We start from the raw sequence: 15,901 nt of genomic DNA, 5'->3' as shown, positions 1-15,901 counted from the left end.
GACACGTCAGGCCCCGCCCCTGCCGGTGCCGCGCACCGGGACTTCACGCCGACGACTGGAATCGATGATGTCGCAACGGAGCAGGCGGCCGAATCCGGCGCGGTCGAGTCGTCGGACCAGCCCGTCCCGGTCGGTGCGGAGCGCGACGGCGGTGGCGTCGAGGTCCCAGTCGGTGGCGGCGAGCTGAGACAGCAGGTGTCCGCGGCGGGTCTGCGCGGCTGACAGCCGAAACGTCTTGAGGTACGCCAACGCGCCGGCCTCGTCGGTGATGGTCTCGCCGATGTGGTTCTCGGCGTCGGGGTCGAAGGCGGGCAGGAACCGGGACAGGGTGAAGCGGCCCATGCGCTGAACCGGGGTGCTGGTGAGTCGCTCGGCGGTGAGCAGCCCGTCGGCCATGAGGACGTGCGACGCCGCCCAGTCGGCGTTCACCCGGGCCAGTTGCGCGCGCAGGTCGGCGATGCTGGCGATGCGGGTGTCGTCGAGACGGAAGGTGAAGTCCGGAACGGCTGGATACAGCTGGGTGTAGTGGAACAGCAGTTCGCCGTAGAAGTCCTGCAACAGTGTGGGGTGCAGGGCGCGGTAGTCGTCCGGGTGCGGGACGACGAACGCGGCGGCGAGCGCGTCGGCGACGTAGAGCAGCATGCCGCACTGGTCGGGGTGGATCTCGAAGACGCGTAGTGCCTCGTCGAGGCCGGTGATGGTGGCGCCGGTGTAGCTGGCCTCCACGCGGGGGGACAGCCCTCGGGTGACGGCGTCGCGGGTCCATTCCTGCCAGGCGACGGGCGGGCCGCCGAACTGCAGCGTGAGGTACCCCTCCGTGGCCAGGTGCAGCGGCAGGAACCGCAGCCGTTGCCTGTCCTCACGGCGAGCCATGCGGCGGCGCGACGCCAGCCGGATGCCGGTGGGAGCGCCGGTGTCGGCGGGGTCACGCAGCTGGGTGCCGTACGCGGCGGCCGGGGTGGCGTCGGTGGTCCAGGTGGCGACGAACGCGTGCGGGAGGTAGGAGAGGTACCCGGTGCGCGGCCCGGTGCGGACCATCGACAGTTCGTCGGGGTCGTAGAGGCGGGCGTGCAGACGCAGGTCGGTGATGGGGACCGCCCGCAGTAGCGGGACGAGGCGGACCGCACCCCACGTCTGGGCAGGGCCGGCGGCCAGCCCGGTCAGGTCGATTCCGCTGGCGACGGCCGTCACGACGCCGCCTGCCCGGCGTTGAGGAACCGTTCGACCCGGTCGGCGAGGTGGCGGCGCAGCTCGTCGAAGCCGGCGCTGCCGGTGGCGAAGCGGGCCAGCTCGACGAGCGCGGCGGCGTCCTCGGCGTCCCGGACACCGACCGTGGCCACGCCGGCGGCGAGACGACGCACGTCGAAGGTGTCGGCGTCGTAGACCGGGTTGAGGTGCACGACGCTCGTGGCCTGGTGGGGATCGAGGCAGGTACGCCAGACCCGCAGCACCTCGGCGGCCTGCCCGGGCGGGTCGTTGTCCCAGCCGTCGGAGACGATGACGAGCCGGTCGGGGCGACGCTCGAGGGCGTCGACGAGGCGCAGGCCCAGCCCGGTGGCGCCGACGGGGTGTACCAGCAACGGTTCGCCGCGGTGGTGCAGCCACAGCCCGGCGTAGTCGGCGGCGAGGGCCTCCAGCAGATAGTGCGTGGCCAGGGCGACGGCCAGCGGCCGGCCGCGCTTCACGCCGGAGCCGGCGGCGGAGTAGCTGTCGTCGAGGACGGCCACCACCCGGCCCCAGGTGCCCGCCTGCCGGCGGGCGGCGCGGCGCGCGGCGGCCCGCAGCGCTCCGGTGAGCTCGTCCCGTCGCCGGGCGCGTTCCGGGCGAGGCAGCGACAGCGCGTAGATCGCGAGACGCGTCAGGGGCGCGGTGGCCAGGTCCGGGGCGACCGCCGCGACCTTGTGCCGTGCGGCGGCCCCCTGCAACCGCAACCGTTCGCCGTCGGTGAGCTTGGGCGCGATGCCGGACAGGAACCGGGCCCGGTCGATGCCGTGCTGGGCGGCCAGTCCCTCGGCGACGGTGTACGGCAGCTCGTACAGGGCGCGCTGGTCGTAGTGGGCGCGTCGCCACGCGTCCAGGATCGGTGTCTCGTAGCGCTTCGGGCGGCGCCAGTCGAACAACACCGCACCGACCTCGCCGGGAAGTGGAAGGTGGGCGTGGCGGGCGGCGACCGACAACGATCGGCGGTACTTGACCGCGTCGAAAGCCGGGTCGGGCCGGGCCGCCACCCAGTCGCGCACGATGGCGCGGGTACGCCGGTTGTTGATCCCCAGCCGGCGCAGTTCGCGGAACACGCCGTACACCCGCTGCGGCGGCAACGTCCGCAGCCGTGCGGCGATCAGCCGCCCCTCCGTCGCGCGCTGCTGGTCGCTCGCCTCCCGGGCGGTGCGTAGCAGGTTCGTCACGACCATGCCGGTGTTGAAGTGGTTGACGTCCAGGGCCAGGGTCGCGGCGTACAGGTCCCGGTAGTTGCCCAGCACGTACTCGTGGAGGAACGCCAACGACAGGCGCTGCGTGGCGGCTCCGGAGCGGAACTCACGCTGGCCCGTCGAGGCGATCGCGGCGTTGACGAACATCACCACGTCCTCGCACGCGACCCGATCCGCCCGTGACATGACCGCGGACCGCCTTTCCACACGGTGCTGATGGGGCCGGTCGGGGATTGGGGGCACGAACTGCGAAGCATCGCTTCAGAGGCGGGTTCCGGAAGTCGCACCGAAGTCCCGCGACCGGCCCGGCCACGATACCCGCCGCGATCACCACGACGCGACGAGAAAATCGCCCCGAGACCCGGGGTGGGGACACTCACCACCGCCCCGGCGAACCCCGTGACGAAGCCCTAGTTGCCGACGCCGAGGCTCGACATGAACGCCGCCGGGTAACGGTCACCGCGCGCGGCGCCCTTCGGCACGGCCGCCTCGATCTCTTCGAGGTCATCGACCGACAGCTGCACGGCCAGCGCCGGCAACGCCTCGGCCAGCCGCTGCCGGGTGCGCGCACCGACCAGCGGAACGATGGACGGGTCCTGCGCCGCCACCCACGCGATCGCCAGTTGCGCCACCGTGCACCCCTTCGCGTCGGCGACCCGGCGCAACGCCTCCACCAGGGCGAGGTTGTGTGACGCGTTCTCGGCGGAGAAGCGGGGGCTGTGGTTACGCGGGTCGTCCGCCCGCCCCGGCACCCAGTTGCCCGAGAGCAGGCCACGGCCCAGCACCCCGTACGCGGTCAGCCCGATGCCCAGTTCCCGCAGCGTGGGCAGCACGTCGGCCTCGACCGCCCGCGACAACAGCGAATACTCGATCTGAAGATCAGAAACCGGGTGTACGGCGTGCGCCCGGCGGACGGTCTCCGCGTCCACCTCGGAGAGTCCCACATACCGTACGTAACCGGCGTCGATCATCTCCTTGATCGCGCCGATCGTGTCCTCGATCGGCACCGACCGGTCGAGCCGGGCCGGCCGGTAGATGTCCACGTGGTCGACGCCGAGCCGGGTCAGCGAGTAGCTCAGGAAGTTCCGCACGGAAGCCGGGCGGGAGTCCTGACCGGCGAACCGCATGCCCGGCCCCACCTGCTGCCCGAACTTCACGCTCAGCAGATAGCTGTCCCGGTCGCATCCCCGCAACGCCTCCGACAGCAGCAGCTCGTTGTGCCCCATGCCGTAGAAGTCACCGGTGTCGACCAGCGTGACCCCCGCGTCCAGCGCGGCCCGCACGGTGGCGATGCTCTCCCCGCGATCGGCCGGGCCATACGTCCCCGACATGCTCATCGCCCCCAGTCCCACCGCGGAAACCGTGGGACCCGTGTCGCCCAGAGTGCGTGTCTGCATCGAAACTCTCCCTCGTCGGTCGATCTCGGCTCCACCCTGCGCCGGTTCCCGGCCCGCTGGCAGCGGAGCGCTTGTCGTGGGAGCGCCGCTCCCTGGCTCCGTGCCCGGTCCCGGGGGCAGCATGGAGGCATGCAGCGCAAGCAGCTCGCCGACTTCCTGCGTCGCCGGCGCGAGGCCATCCGCCCCGCCGAGGCCGGCATCGCCGACGGCCCCCGCCGCCGCACCGCCGGCCTGCGCCGCGAGGAGGTCGCCATGCTCGCCGGCATGTCCGTCGACTACGTCGTCCGTCTCGAGCAGGGCCGCAGCAGCCAGCCGTCGGCCCAGCTGCTCGGTGCCCTGGCCCGGGCCCTGCGCCTGACCGACGACGAGCGGAGCCACCTGTTCCACCTGGCCGGCCACCAGCCGCCGCCCGCCGACGGCATCGCCCGCCTGGCCCGGGCCGGCCTGGTCCGCCTGCTCGACCTGGTGGGCGACACCCCCGCCATGGTCCTGTCCGACCTCGGCGAGGTGCTGGCGCAGAACCGCATGTCGATCCTGCTCGCCGGCGACCACACCGGGCTGACCGGCGACCGCCGCTACGTCGCCTACCGCTACTTCACCGACCCGGCCGTCCGCGACCTCCACGGCCCCGATGAATGGCAGCGACACGCCCGCCAGCAGGTCGCCGACCTGCGCGCGGTGGCCGGCCGGCGGGCCGGCGACCCGGCCGTGACCGGCCTGATCGAGCGGTTGCGGGCGGCGAGCGACGACTTCCGGCAGCTGTGGGCCGAGCACGAGGTGGCGGTGCGCCGGGCCGACCGCAAGACGTTCCTGCACCCGCGCGTGGGCCGCGTCACGATGGACTGCGAAACCCTGGTCACCCCCGACCTCGGCCAGCAGTTGCTGGTGCTGACCCCGGCCGACGCCGAGGCCCGGGAGAAACTCGAGCTGCTGCGCGTGCTGGGGGTCGAGGAGTTCCCGGCCGCCGTGCCCCACTGACGACGCCCGCAGTTCTCCACGCCGACCCCGAAGCTGGCGCGGGTGATCCCGGACAGCGCGCCGGGTGGGCATGGACAGCGCGACACTGTTTGCGACACCATGTCGCAAACTTGACGACAGGGTGTCGCATAAGGCAGAGTGCGGCCATGCAGAAGCTGATCGTGGTCACCGGCGCCTCCACCGGCATGGGTGCCTCAACCGCCCGCGAACTGGCCCGCCAGGGGTTCCACGTCCTGGCCGGCGTGCGACGCGACCACGACGCCGACGCCATCCGCACGACCGGCATCGAGCCGGTCATCCTCGACATCACCAGCTCCGAGCAGGTCGCGGCACTCGCCGCGCGGGTCGCGGCCGACCCGCGCACGCTGCACGCCCTCGTCAACAACGCGGGAATCCAGGTGAACGCGCCGGTCGAAGCACTGCCGATGGCGCAGTGGCGGCGGGTGTTCGAGGTCAACCTGTTCGGCCACGTCGCCGTCACCCAGGCACTCCTGCCCGCGCTCCTGCACGACAAGGGCCGCGTGATCAACATCAGCTCGATAGGCGGCAAGGCCGCCATGCCCACCTACGGGGCGTACGCCGGCGCGAAGTTCGCCCTGGAGGCGGTGAGCGACTCGCTGCGGCGCGAGGTCGCGCCGCTGGGCGTACCCGTGGTCGTGGTCGAGCCCGGCGGCGTCCGCACGAAAATGGCCGCCCGTGGGATCGCCACGGCGAACCAACTGGCCGCCGAGATGACGCCGGAGCAGGACGCCCGGTACGGCAGCCTGGTCCAGGCGATCAACACGTTGATGCAGACCGGCACGGCGTCGGGCGTGACCGCCGACGCCGCCGCCCGGGTCGTCGCGAAGGCCGTGACGGCCCGCAGACCGCGTACCCGCTACACCATCGGCCGCGATGCCGCCCTGGTCATCGGCCTGACCCGGCTGCTCTCCGACCGGATGCTCGACCGCGTCATCGCCGCCAACCTACGCCGCCACCACCCGAAGGCAGCCACCGGATGACCCCCTGCCGTAGGGAAGGATGACCGAATGCCGCGGATCCGGGGAACCAGCATCGGGGAACACCACGAGATGGTCTGGGCCGATCTCGCCGAGGCGATGCGGCAGCTACTACTCGAACGCGACTACGACTCGATCAACATGGGCCACATCGCGACCCGGGCCGGGCTCGCGCGCAACACGCTGTACAACTACGCCCGCGACCAGACAGCGCTGGTCCTGGCACTGACCCAGCGGGTGGGCCAGCCCACGGTCGAACGGGTGGCCACGATCGCCACACGTTCCACCGAACCGGCTGCGGATCGGATGCGGGAGATCATCGAGACCGTCCTGACCGCGTTCCAGGACCAGATCCTGCAGCTGATGTTCCGGCCCGGCTCCGGTCCGCCGTTCGTCGACCTACCCAAGGGGCCGGACAGCCCGTTCCACGCGATCGTCGTCGAGGTCGAGAACGTCGTACAGGACGGCATCGAACGCGGCGAGTTCCGCGATGTCGGCGACGTGCACCTCACGGTGGAGCTGCTCTCCGGCGTCATGCGCGCGGGCGCAGAACGCATCGGCCGGGACCCGGCCACCTACTCGGCCACGGTCCACACCGCACGGGAACTCATCCTCGCCTCGCTCGAGTTCCCCCCCGCTTTGAGGGAGCGGGTGGGCCCCGCTGGCAGCGAACATCCGGGCAGCGTGACCGGCTGACCGCAGGACTGCCGGAGACCTTCCGTCAGCCAACCGGTCGTCTCAATGCGGTCATCACGGTGTGCACCCTGGAACAGCGACCCGCACTGCCAGCATGCGGCCCTCGCGGGCCGACCTGCGAGCCTTCTCGTGGAAGTCAGGTGCCGCGCAGGCGAACAGTGTCGTCCCTGCGGCACCGCCGAGGGCGCAGGCGTACACCGGCGAGCCGGGCCGGATCTCGTCGGTGATCGTGCCGCCCTCGACCACCCGCACGAGCCGGCTGCCGACCGCATCGGCGATCCACAGCCCACGGCCGCCGGCCGCTGAGGTCCCCGTCGTCGGAGATGTCGAAGGGCGGTGACCCGGTTGCCGAACGTCTCCACCACGAGAAGCACGTTGTCGGGGGTGATGACGCTGCCGTTGGGAAACCACAGGTCGTCGGCCACCTGCGTGACGTAGCCGTCGGGATCCACGCGGTGCAGCCCGGCCGGTCGTAGCGGATCATCGGCCATGAGATCGAAGCCGAAGTTGCCGACGAACGCGCGGCCGTGGCTGTCCACGACCAGGTCGTTGGCGTGCCCGGTGGCGTGACCGGCCAGATCGGCATGCACGACCAGCGTTCCGCCCGGCTCCTTGCGGAGCACCTTGCGGTCGCGCATCGATACGACCAACATGCGTCCGTCGGGGAGCCAGCCCAGTCCGGAGGGTTGCCCTGGCACGTCGGCCTCGGCCCGCAGATCAGCGCCGTCCTCCCGCATGGACCAGACCTGAGGGCCGTAGAAGTCGACGAACCAGAGCCGCGCAGACGACGGTGGGCGCGGTGGTCACCGCTTCCACGACGGCGGCCCCGAAGGCGCCAACACCAAAGCCGATCCTCCCCGCAGCCCGGGGGCGGTCATCGTGGCGCAGGGGCGCGGCCTGCAAGCCGCGCCCCTGCCTCCATCACCGAGACTCGGCTCTGGCTGCGTACCGTCGTACCCAGTCGACGAAGGACGAGAAGTCGGGGTCGCCCAAGCGGCTCAGCACACCATCCAACTCTGCGCTGGGCCCTTCATCGGCGAGCAGGACAGCGAGCGCTGCATCGCGGGGACAGTCACCTGGCAGCGTGGCGCCCGACCGGAGCCGCTCCTTGAGAACACCGCGGTCCAGCAGCGGAGCGAACTCCGCGATCTTCTCCGCCAACAGGGTGCGCAGGGTCGCCCCCTTCTCCACCACCGCCTGAGGGGAATCGATCAACCACAGGGAGTGATCGCCGGAGTCGATCCCCGCCGGGACCCTGCCACTGGTCAGGATGCGGAGCATCTCCTCACGCGGCAAGGTCCAGAGCGAGTTCGGCTTGGCCAACCGGGCGCGGACCAAGCCCTCCGTCACTTCCGGCAATTCGGCGTCGGTCGCCGTCGAATCGCCTCGCCTGTGCAGCAACCACGGATACGGCACGACAGCCACGTTGACGTAGAAGAGATACGCGTTCCTCGTCGACGATGAGGAACGCTGGAACTCCACGACGAGAGCATCCCCGTCGTCTTCGACCCGGCGGTAGACGTGTCCCGCCCCGCTTACCAGGCGATGCTCTGCCATAACCGGATCGACGAACTCCCGGCAGAGCGTTCGGCTCAGATTGCGCGCCAGGTGCCCAGACATCGCCCCTCCCACTCTCGTGGCAGTTGGTGCCTCGCCAAGCTGATCTCCCTCAGAATGCCTTCGTCCACATCTTGCGGCTCCTGCCGGTCGAGCCGGAATTCCGCCAACGCGGTAAGTGCATGGCATGCCCAGTCGAGTTCCTCGACCAAGGCACCGTCGAGGAACTCGTTGGTCGCGGCCATCCCGCCCGACAAGCACCGGGCCACCTCCGGCCGTAGCGACCGGATGCTCCGCCTCGACATCGTCGTGCCGGTACGAAGGTTCAACCGTGCTGCTGCGAGCCTATGATCGCCGAGATTCGTCGAAGGGTGGTAGCGCGGATGAGGGTCGCGATCTCCGGGACGCATGGGATCGGAAAGACCACCCTGGCCGAAGCGCTGTGTGCGCGCCTGCCGGGCCACGTCATGGTCGACGAGCCGTATTACCTCCTGGAAGAGCAGGGGTACGACTTCGCTCTCCCACCGTCATCGGAGGATTACCGGGCGATGTTGGCCTGCTCGATTCGGAGCCTGCAGTCGCCGTCAACATCCAGGGCCGTCTTCGACCGGACACCGCTCGACTATCTCGCATACCTGGCCGCCAACGGAGCGGACCCGGCGGAGCAGGCCGATGCCTCCACGTTGCGCGACACGCGGCACTCCGAGCGGTGGCGGACCGAACTCGGGTGGCCGGTGTTCCGCCTGGCCTCCAGCTGACGGCGACGAACTCCGTGGTGTACGTGTACTCACTTCCCCCGTTGACCAGCCAGTTCCGGATCTCCGCCGCACCCCGGTGGCTACGGCCCTCATCCGTCACCACCGCGTCCGCGGCGAACGCGCCGACGGCGGCGTCCGCCTCCCGGGCCTCATGCGCGGGAAGGAACCCCGTGATCGCCGCCGGCAGATCGTCCCAGTTCAACGCCGTTGCCCGCTTCGAGCGCATCTCCATGCCCCAACCATCAGGTCTCCCTCCGGGGGAGGGTCAAGGAGGCCGGTCGGAGTCACGCCGACCCCTGACGCGGGGGTCTGGGGACTGGCGGAGCAACCGCGCCGCGGAGTCCGCACGGCCCCGCATCAGTTCCGCACCAGCGAGGCTGCGGGCCGTGTGGGCGCGACCGAGATCGTCGCCTACGGCGGTGGCCGTCACGGTCCGCAGTCTTTTCCCGCCGGGGCTGCGGACGCCTGCCACGCCGGTGCGGACGGTGAACGCGAGCCCGGCGCGTCCGACCGGTCCGTGCGCGAGCCAGGCACGCGAGACCACCGGCTGAGGGCCGGGTCAGGCCTTCGCCGGCAACAGGATCGCGGAGGGGTGAACGCCATCGTGCAGGATCTCGAGGTGGGTGACGTGGGCGGTCGTGGCGGTCGCGACCGGCTCGTCCCCGCCGAGGTTGCGGGCGAACCGGGGAAACGCCCCGGCGGACACCTGAACGCGCAGGCGGTGACCGCGCCGGAAGACGTACGCGGTGGGGGACAGCTCCACGGTCACCTCGGTCGTGCCGTCGGGCCGAACGGTGACCAGGTCGTCGCACACGTTGATCGACTTGCCGCGCTCGTCGACGTCGCACAGCCGGACGAACAGGTCATTGCTGGGCCGGTCGGCGCGCAGCCACACCTGCGCCGTGACCTGCCCGACAACCTCCAGGTCGGACTCGAGCACCGGTGAGGTGAAGGTCAGCACGTCCGCCCGCTTCTCCAGCGACCGGTTGTCCTTGGGGCCGGGACCGTTACCGTCCAGCTTCGGCCCGCCCACCGACGGGGTCGGGTCGTTCGGGTCGTAGGTGAAGGTGCTCGGCGGCGAGGCCGGGTTCACACCCCGCTCCAGCGCGCCGCCGGAGCGCAGGTGCCAGCGCTGCCGCGGGTACCCCGCCGGCGGCCACTGGTCGAAGTCACGCCACTGGCCGACACCCATCACGAACAACCGCACCGGCGCCCGGTCGGCTGGCTGCTCTCCCCGCGCGAGCGCGGCCCCCCAATCGACCACCTGCTCGATCGCGGCGCCCATGCCGACGGGGTCGGCATGCCACCACGGGCCGACGGTCAGCCGGGGGTTGCGGCCGGCGGCGGCCAGGGCCTGGAAGTCGCGCAGCTGGTCGGTCAGGAAGATGTCGTACCACCCGGTGATCGAACTGACCGGCACGGTCACGTCACCGACGGCGCCGCTGTGGTCCTCGTCCTTCCAGTACGGGTCGTTCTGGTCGTAACGCACCGTCTCCTGGAAGAACGGCGACTCGCGACCGAGCAGCGCCTTGTCCACACCGGTCAACGGGAGCGTGTTCATCGCCGCGGCGACGCGCTTGCGGTCCAGGCCCAGCATGGACCGCAGCAACGCCCGCGGTCGCTCCTGCGTCTCGGTGTTCCACACCCAGTTGGTCAGCGTGTCGAGCTCGAAACGACCGGGACGTAGCAGGGTCAGCGCCAGCCGCGACGACGTGATGTGCGGAACCATCGCCTTGACCTGCACCGGCGCCTCAGCGGCGACCGCCCACTGGGTGTAACCGAAGTAGCTGGAGCCGGCCAGTACCACGCCGCCCCTGGCCCACGGCTGGTCCGCCAGCCAGCGCAAGGTGGCCAGCCCGTCCTCCCGCTCGTGCCGCATGGCCAGGAACGTGCCACCGGAGCCGAACGTGCCCCGGCTGCGCACCATCAGCACATGCATGCCGCGCTCGGCGATGGCCCGGCCGTACATCCACCCCAGAGGACCACCCGGCCCGTACGCGGTCCGCACCACCACAGTGGGCAGCTGCTCCAGCGGAATGCCGGCGGAGCCCGCGGGCGCCCAGTGGTCGGCGAGCAGGGTGACGCCGTCCTCGACCGTGATCGGGATGTCCCGTTCCACCGTCACCTCGCGGGTGACGGCCGGCGGAAGCTTCAGCATCCGCTGTCCGAGCCGACCGGCCAGTTTCGTGACGAAATCATTCTTGGGGCGGGTGCTCACGATGGTCTCCTGTTGATTCGGACGAGGCGGTGCGGGGGCCGAGGCGTGCAGCGGTCTTACGGGACGAGGACGACGCGGCCCTGGGCCGTGTGCTCTTGCAGCCGCTGGTGAGCGGTCGCCGCCTCCGCGAGGGGCAGCAACTCGATCTCGGTGTCGGCGAGCCCGGAGGACGCGGCGGTCAGGGCGGCGGCTGCGGCGGCGGGGACGGCTTCCGGGTGCGCCGGCAGGTAGCCACCGGCGTTGAAGCCGGCCACGATGACGTTGCCCTGCCAGATCGTGTTGCCGTTGACGCCGTGCTCCCACTCGCCGCTGGCGTTGCCGACCAGCAGCAGCCGGCCGCCCGGGGCGAGCAGTTGCAGGCTCTCGGTGCGGACCTGCCCGCCGACCGGGTCGACGATCACGTCGAACTTCTCGTCGTCGAGGACGCTCAGCATGGCGGCCGAGTCGACGATCTGGTCGTACGGCAGCCTGCTGGCGGTCGCCGCGGCCACCCGATCACCGCGCACGGTGCCGACCACCCGGGACGCCCCGAGCTGCTTGGCGACACCGGGGAACGCCGCCGCGAGCGCGCCGAACGCCCCGTGCACCAGGACCCGCTCCCCCGGGTGCAGCTGGATCGGGCCGGTGAGGGCGACATGGGCCATCAGCGCGTTGGGCACGACGGCCACCGCCAGCGCGGGGTCGAGGTCGTAGGCCTGGGTCGACAGCACCCTGGCCCGGTCGCTGACATACACCGATGCGTAGCCGCCGGTGGCCGACGCCGACAGGGTAACCACCTTCTCCCCGATCGTCAGATCGGTGACGCCCTCGCCGAGGGCCCGGACCGTACCGGCGACCTCGAGGCCAGGAACGTACGGCGGCTGCGGCAGGCCAGGCACACCGTCGTACAGGCCCTGCCGGAGGTAGACGTCGATCAGCCCGACCGCGGCGTGGGTCACGTCGATCGCCACCTGGCCGGGCCCGGGCTCGGGGTCCGGCAGCTCCGTGAGCGCCAGGACCTTCGCGTCGCCGAACTCAGTGACCTGTACGACCCTCATGATGACCCTCCCTGCTTAACGCACCCTGTGATGCGTTAAGTGGTGTCAGCATATGCACCTGGCGTAGCGCAGCGCAAGGTGCGTTATGGTGGGGTCATGCGTCAGCGGGCACGGTCGATCGACGACAAGCAGCGTCGTTCCGAGGATTTGCTGGTGGCCGCCGAAGCGGTGGCCCTCGAGCGGGGTGGCGTCCGGTTCGTGACGCTGGCCCCGGTCACCGAGCGAGCCGGCCTGCACCGCACGGGTGTGCGGCGCTACTACGCCAGCAAGGAGGAGTTGCTTCTCGAGCTGGCCGAACGCGGCTGGCAGCAGTGGAGCGCCGCGATCACCGACAAGGTGCGCGACAGCGACGGCCTCGGGCCGCGCGAGGTGGCTCTGGTGCTGGCCGACACCATCGCGTCCCTGCCGGTGTTCTGCGACCTGCTGACCCACGTGACGCTGAGCCTGGAAGGCGACGTCGACATCGAGCGCGCCCGGCAGTACAAGACCAGGGCCTTCGCCGCCTACGACGAGATCGTGGCCGCCCTGGACCGGGCGAGCAGCATGACCGTCGACCAGATCCAGGCGCTGCTGGCGGCCACACTCGCCTTCGCCGCCAACTTCTGGCAGGTGTCGCACCCCACTCCCACCCTCGCGGCGCTGTACGAGCAGGTGCCGGAATGGGGCCACGTCGCCTTCGACTTCCGTCCCAGGCTCCAACTGCTGCTGCAGTCGACCGCTGTCGGACTGGCCGAGACGCTCACTGCCACCTGATGAGGACGGTCGCGCGGCCTACCCGGCGTTGCCCTTCAATGCGCCCACACTGCGCCACACGTCCGATGACGTCGTCGAGGCGTCACACCCACCTGCAGCTGTCGGCCACCAGCGGCCGGATCGCCGATCCGATCGAACCGGGAGATCACCGGAGTCATCGCGGCGCGCCCGTGGACGTCGGTGCCCTGCGGAGCGATCCCGCTCCCGCGCTGGCCGATCTCGTCATGCACACCGCGCAGTTGGCGAACCTCGGCGGAGGCGATCTGGCCGACGCACTCGCCGACCGCCACCGGGCCGACGCCGCGCGATACGCGCCGGATCCGCATTCGCGCAGCGGTAGACCACCAGCGGTACGAGCGGGCCACGCCTATCTTGCTCCCGGCTCCTCCAAGCGGCGGAGCGCGGCGTGTGACGGAGAGCCGGGTTCGGCGTGGTACATCACCATGAGCTGGCCGTCGGCGCCGTTCACCGTGAACTTCTCGTGTCGCAGCTTCAGCGGCCCCACGACCGGGTGGAGCATGTGGCTGAAGCCGCCGACCTTGGGCCGCACATCCTGTCGGGCCCACAGCCGGCGAAACCGGTCGCTTCGCCGGCACAGCTCGTCGACGAGTTCGTCGAGCCGTGGATCGTCGAGGTCGACGCCGGCCGCAGCCCGCAGCCCGGCCACCGATTCCGCCGTCGCCCTGTCCCAGTCCTGGTGCAATTGCCTGTCCCGGGGATCGAGGAACACCGCCCGGAGCAGGTTCACGCCGGGCCGGTACTGCGGAGACAACGCCCGGGCCAGGGGGTTCGCGGCGAGGACGTCCATGAAGCGCCCCTGAACGAAGGTCGGCACGGTCAGCTGTTCAATCAGCTCGGCCACCCCGGGCGGCACTCGTTCCTCCGTCTCCCGGCGGGCGGGGCGAGCGGCGGTGGCCCGGGCGAGCTGGTGCAGGTAACCGGTGGCGTCGGCGTCGAGGCGGAGGACCGAGGCGAGCGCGTCCAGCACTTGCGGGGACGGGTTGTGGTCGCGGCCCTGCTCAAGGCGGAGGTAGTAGTCCGGGCTGATCCCGGCAAGCAGGGCCAGTTCCTCGCGTCGCAGGCCGGGCACCCGGCGCCGGCTGCCCCGGGGCAGATCCACCTCCTCCGGCGTGACGAGCTGGCGACGCGCTTTCAGGTATGCCCCGAGCCGTTTCCTACCGTCCACCCACCGACCGTAGTCCGCTGCGCGGCGTGACCGCCGACTTCCCACCGCAGCAGGCACTCGGACCCGGATTCTCATCCTGGTCCTGACAGGGCCCTGCCTCACGGGGGCCTCCGATCAGGTCCCGGACCCGTTGCACCATGTGATCGGCGCCGCTCCCGGAGTGGCCGGAATCCGTCGGCGCCACCAGGAGGGAACTCGTGAGCACGTCCATCATCAGCCCTTTCACCAGGGAGAATACCGCCGACGAGGTCAGCGCGGGCATCGACCTCACCGGCAGGCGGGCGATCGTCACCGGGGGCGCGTCCGGCATCGGCGTCGAGACGGTCCGCACCCTCGCCCGGCGAGGCGCCGAGGTCACGATCGCGGCTCGGCGGCTCGACGCCGCGACCAGGATCGCGGAGGACATCAAGGCCGACACCGGCCACCCGAACGTGCACGCCGCCGAGCTCGAGCTCACCGACCGCGCGTCCGTGGCCGCCTTCGCCGATGCCTGGACCGGGCCGCTCGACCTACTGATCAACAACGCCGGAGTCATGATGATCCAGGAACTCACCCGCAACGCCGACGGCCGCGAGATGCAGTTCGCGACGAACCATCTCGGCCACTTCGATCTCACCACGCGTCTGCATGCCGCCCTGGCCGCCGCGCCGGACGGCGCCCGCGTCGTCAATGTCAGCTCCTCCGGCCATCTGTTCGGCCCGGTCGTCTTCGACGACATCGACTACCGGTTCCGGCTCTACGACCCGTTGTCGGCGTACGCACAGTCGAAGACCGCCGGGATCCTGTTCGCCGTCGGCGCCACCCAACGCTGGGCCGGTGACGGCATCCTCGTCAACGCCGTCAATCCCGGCGCGATCAGAACCGGTCTGCAGCGGCACATCGGCGGCAAGCTGGCCACCCCGCAGGATCAGCAGAAGGACGTTCATCAGGGCGCGGCGACCAGCATCTTCGCCGCGGTGTCCCCCCTGCTGGAAGGCATCGGCGGGCGGTACTTCAACGACAACACCGAGGCCGTCCCCGTCGACGAGCGTCCCGCCGACGCCCGGGTTCTCGTCACCACGGTCGCGAGATACGCCCTTGACCCCGAGGCGGCCGACCGGCTCTGGACGGCCTCCGAGCAGTACCTGAGCTGATCGGCCGTCAGACCGCGAAGTCAGGGAGGAGAATCCTGAACCGGCACACCGTTTCCACCGTCGGCTGGGTCGGCCTCGGCGACCAGGGCGCACCCACCACCTTGTCGCCGGTGTTGAGCGCGGAGATGGGGCGGCCGCTGCCGTCGGCGAGCAGCACCCGGGTCGACGGGTCGAAGCTGTGGCAGTTCTCCTGCCGACGACCCGAACCCGCCGACGGCGAGCCATCACCTGAGGACCGATCGACCGTACGCACCGACGAACCACCGCCACCGCTCCCGCCCCGGCCCCCGCCGCTCCTGGTCGCGGCGGCACGGGCCGAAGAGCCCCCAACAGCCTTCACCCCGCTGCCGCCAGGCATCCGACTGCCCAGGCTCGGCAGCCGGCCGGCCGCCCCGCCGAGCGCCCGGGTCCCGAGCGCTCCCCGAGCCGCCCGAGACCAACGGACGCAGCACCGTCGAGACCACCCTCGATCATCGTTCCGGCCAGGCCGCTCCAGGAGAACTCCTGATCACCCCGGGAGACGTCGACCATGTAGCCGGTTCCTGACGCGAGGGCCCCCGCGGCGGCGCCGGCAAGGATCAAGCATCCGACGCCGGTGGCGCAGAGGGCGCCGACGGCGAGGGCGCTCGCACGCTCATGGGACCTTCCATTGCTGTCTCCGGCAATAACGATTGGACGGCTCAATCCTCGACAGATGATTCACGTGATCGGTAGACCGATCGAGTGGCTACAACGTCAGCCCGATCGGGGTAGACGTGCGG

At 71.0% G+C, this 15,901-nt stretch carries 14 protein-coding genes and 2 pseudogenes; 6 read left to right on the top strand and 10 right to left on the bottom strand.

The features are described from left to right. Window positions 1-6: 6 nt before the first annotated feature. The 3 genes from ACVMYR_RS23145 to ACVMYR_RS23135 form a co-directional block, all read right to left on the bottom strand. Window positions 7-1,191 (bottom strand): ARPP-2 domain-containing protein, encoded by a 1,185-nt coding sequence (locus ACVMYR_RS23145; RefSeq protein ID WP_457122715.1) that lies wholly within the window; start codon window positions 1,189-1,191, stop codon window positions 7-9. Further along, the gene (locus tag ACVMYR_RS23140; protein WP_457122714.1) at window positions 1,188-2,615 is read right to left on the bottom strand and encodes a hypothetical protein; all 1,428 of its coding nucleotides are present in this window, start codon (window positions 2,613-2,615) and stop codon (window positions 1,188-1,190) included. Before ACVMYR_RS23140 ends, ACVMYR_RS23145 begins: the two co-directional genes overlap by 4 nt. A gap of 224 nt (window positions 2,616-2,839) precedes the next feature. Continuing rightward, window positions 2,840-3,826 (bottom strand): aldo/keto reductase, encoded by a 987-nt coding sequence (locus ACVMYR_RS23135; protein WP_457122713.1) that lies wholly within the window; start codon window positions 3,824-3,826, stop codon window positions 2,840-2,842. 129 nt (window positions 3,827-3,955) lie between these two features. On the opposite strand from ACVMYR_RS23135, the gene ACVMYR_RS23130 reads away from it, so the two are divergent. The 3 genes from ACVMYR_RS23130 to ACVMYR_RS23120 all read left to right on the top strand — a co-directional run bounded on the left by ACVMYR_RS23130 (window position 3,956) and on the right by ACVMYR_RS23120 (window position 6,498). Continuing rightward, a complete protein-coding gene (locus ACVMYR_RS23130; protein WP_457122712.1) occupies window positions 3,956-4,804 on the top strand; it encodes a helix-turn-helix transcriptional regulator in 849 nt (282 codons plus the stop codon). 146 nt (window positions 4,805-4,950) lie between these two features. Beyond that, window positions 4,951-5,805 carry an SDR family NAD(P)-dependent oxidoreductase gene (locus ACVMYR_RS23125; protein WP_077939611.1) on the top strand — a complete coding sequence of 285 codons (855 nt, stop codon included), beginning with the start codon at window positions 4,951-4,953 and terminating at the stop codon, window positions 5,803-5,805. A gap of 27 nt (window positions 5,806-5,832) precedes the next feature. Next, window positions 5,833-6,498, top strand: a complete 666-nt coding sequence (locus ACVMYR_RS23120; RefSeq protein WP_457122711.1) for a TetR/AcrR family transcriptional regulator — start codon at window positions 5,833-5,835, stop codon at window positions 6,496-6,498. Between the two features lie 389 nt (window positions 6,499-6,887). Here the strand turns inward: ACVMYR_RS23120 and ACVMYR_RS23115 are convergent. After that, window positions 6,888-7,235: pseudogene (locus tag ACVMYR_RS23115) on the bottom strand (SMP-30/gluconolactonase/LRE family protein); the annotation flags it as partial. Between the two features lie 184 nt (window positions 7,236-7,419). Further along, window positions 7,420-8,118 carry a hypothetical protein gene (locus ACVMYR_RS23110; RefSeq protein WP_457122710.1) on the bottom strand — a complete coding sequence of 233 codons (699 nt, stop codon included), beginning with the start codon at window positions 8,116-8,118 and terminating at the stop codon, window positions 7,420-7,422. A 320-nt stretch (window positions 8,119-8,438) separates the two neighbouring features. On the opposite strand from ACVMYR_RS23110, the pseudogene ACVMYR_RS23105 reads away from it, so the two are divergent. Next, window positions 8,439-8,741, top strand: a pseudogene (locus ACVMYR_RS23105) (AAA family ATPase); the annotation flags it as partial. A gap of 631 nt (window positions 8,742-9,372) precedes the next feature. On the opposite strand, the gene ACVMYR_RS23100 reads toward ACVMYR_RS23105, so the two are convergent. Both ACVMYR_RS23100 and ACVMYR_RS23095 read right to left on the bottom strand, forming a co-directional pair. Continuing rightward, window positions 9,373-11,031, bottom strand: a complete 1,659-nt coding sequence (locus ACVMYR_RS23100; RefSeq protein WP_198956727.1) for a CocE/NonD family hydrolase — start codon at window positions 11,029-11,031, stop codon at window positions 9,373-9,375. A gap of 56 nt (window positions 11,032-11,087) precedes the next feature. Further along, window positions 11,088-12,068: a quinone oxidoreductase family protein gene (locus ACVMYR_RS23095; RefSeq protein WP_077939606.1), complete on the bottom strand. Its 981-nt coding sequence runs from the start codon at window positions 12,066-12,068 to the stop codon at window positions 11,088-11,090. Window positions 12,069-12,164: 96 nt separating this feature from the next. Here ACVMYR_RS23095 and ACVMYR_RS23090 point away from each other — a divergent pair, with 96 nt between their 5' ends. After that, window positions 12,165-12,821, top strand: a complete 657-nt coding sequence (locus ACVMYR_RS23090) for a TetR family transcriptional regulator (protein ID WP_198956726.1) — start codon at window positions 12,165-12,167, stop codon at window positions 12,819-12,821. Window positions 12,822-12,856: 35 nt separating this feature from the next. Here the strand turns inward: ACVMYR_RS23090 and ACVMYR_RS23085 are convergent, their stop codons facing one another. Beyond that, entirely contained in the window at window positions 12,857-13,147 is a 291-nt protein-coding gene (locus tag ACVMYR_RS23085) for a hypothetical protein (RefSeq protein ID WP_457122709.1), read from the bottom strand. 41 nt (window positions 13,148-13,188) lie between these two features. Continuing rightward, on the bottom strand, window positions 13,189-14,007 hold the full coding sequence (locus tag ACVMYR_RS23080; protein ID WP_077939605.1) for a helix-turn-helix domain-containing protein: 819 nt from the start codon (window positions 14,005-14,007) through the stop codon (window positions 13,189-13,191). 197 nt (window positions 14,008-14,204) lie between these two features. Here ACVMYR_RS23080 and ACVMYR_RS23075 point away from each other — a divergent pair, with 197 nt between their 5' ends. After that, the gene (locus ACVMYR_RS23075; protein ID WP_457122708.1) at window positions 14,205-15,140 is read left to right on the top strand and encodes an SDR family NAD(P)-dependent oxidoreductase; all 936 of its coding nucleotides are present in this window, start codon (window positions 14,205-14,207) and stop codon (window positions 15,138-15,140) included. A 7-nt stretch (window positions 15,141-15,147) separates the two neighbouring features. Here ACVMYR_RS23075 and ACVMYR_RS23070 read toward each other — a convergent pair whose 3' ends face one another. Beyond that, on the bottom strand, window positions 15,148-15,393 hold the full coding sequence (locus tag ACVMYR_RS23070; RefSeq protein ID WP_457122707.1) for a hypothetical protein: 246 nt from the start codon (window positions 15,391-15,393) through the stop codon (window positions 15,148-15,150). Between the last annotated feature and the right edge of the window lie 508 nt (window positions 15,394-15,901).

This window comes from Micromonospora sp. PTRAS2 (assembly GCF_054052245.1).
Note: the sequence above shows the minus strand (reverse complement) of the source record. Positions and strands in the feature narration are given on the sequence as shown.

What these genes read in the sequence shown, in the direction of transcription:
- ACVMYR_RS23110 (WP_457122710.1), bottom strand. Translation starts at nt 8,118, where the DNA reads ATGTCTGGGCACCTGGCGCGCAATCTGAGCCGAACGCTCTGCCGGGAG.
- ACVMYR_RS23125 (WP_077939611.1), top strand. Translation starts at nt 4,951, where the DNA reads ATGCAGAAGCTGATCGTGGTCACCGGCGCCTCCACCGGCATGGGTGCC.
- ACVMYR_RS23130 (WP_457122712.1), top strand. Translation starts at nt 3,956, where the DNA reads ATGCAGCGCAAGCAGCTCGCCGACTTCCTGCGTCGCCGGCGCGAGGCC.
- ACVMYR_RS23085 (WP_457122709.1), bottom strand. Translation starts at nt 13,147, where the DNA reads ATGCGGATCCGGCGCGTATCGCGCGGCGTCGGCCCGGTGGCGGTCGGC.
- ACVMYR_RS23140 (WP_457122714.1), bottom strand. Translation starts at nt 2,615, where the DNA reads ATGTCACGGGCGGATCGGGTCGCGTGCGAGGACGTGGTGATGTTCGTC.
- ACVMYR_RS23090 (WP_198956726.1), top strand. Translation starts at nt 12,165, where the DNA reads ATGCGTCAGCGGGCACGGTCGATCGACGACAAGCAGCGTCGTTCCGAG.
- ACVMYR_RS23120 (WP_457122711.1), top strand. Translation starts at nt 5,833, where the DNA reads ATGCCGCGGATCCGGGGAACCAGCATCGGGGAACACCACGAGATGGTC.
- ACVMYR_RS23135 (WP_457122713.1), bottom strand. Translation starts at nt 3,826, where the DNA reads ATGCAGACACGCACTCTGGGCGACACGGGTCCCACGGTTTCCGCGGTG.
- ACVMYR_RS23095 (WP_077939606.1), bottom strand. Translation starts at nt 12,068, where the DNA reads ATGAGGGTCGTACAGGTCACTGAGTTCGGCGACGCGAAGGTCCTGGCG.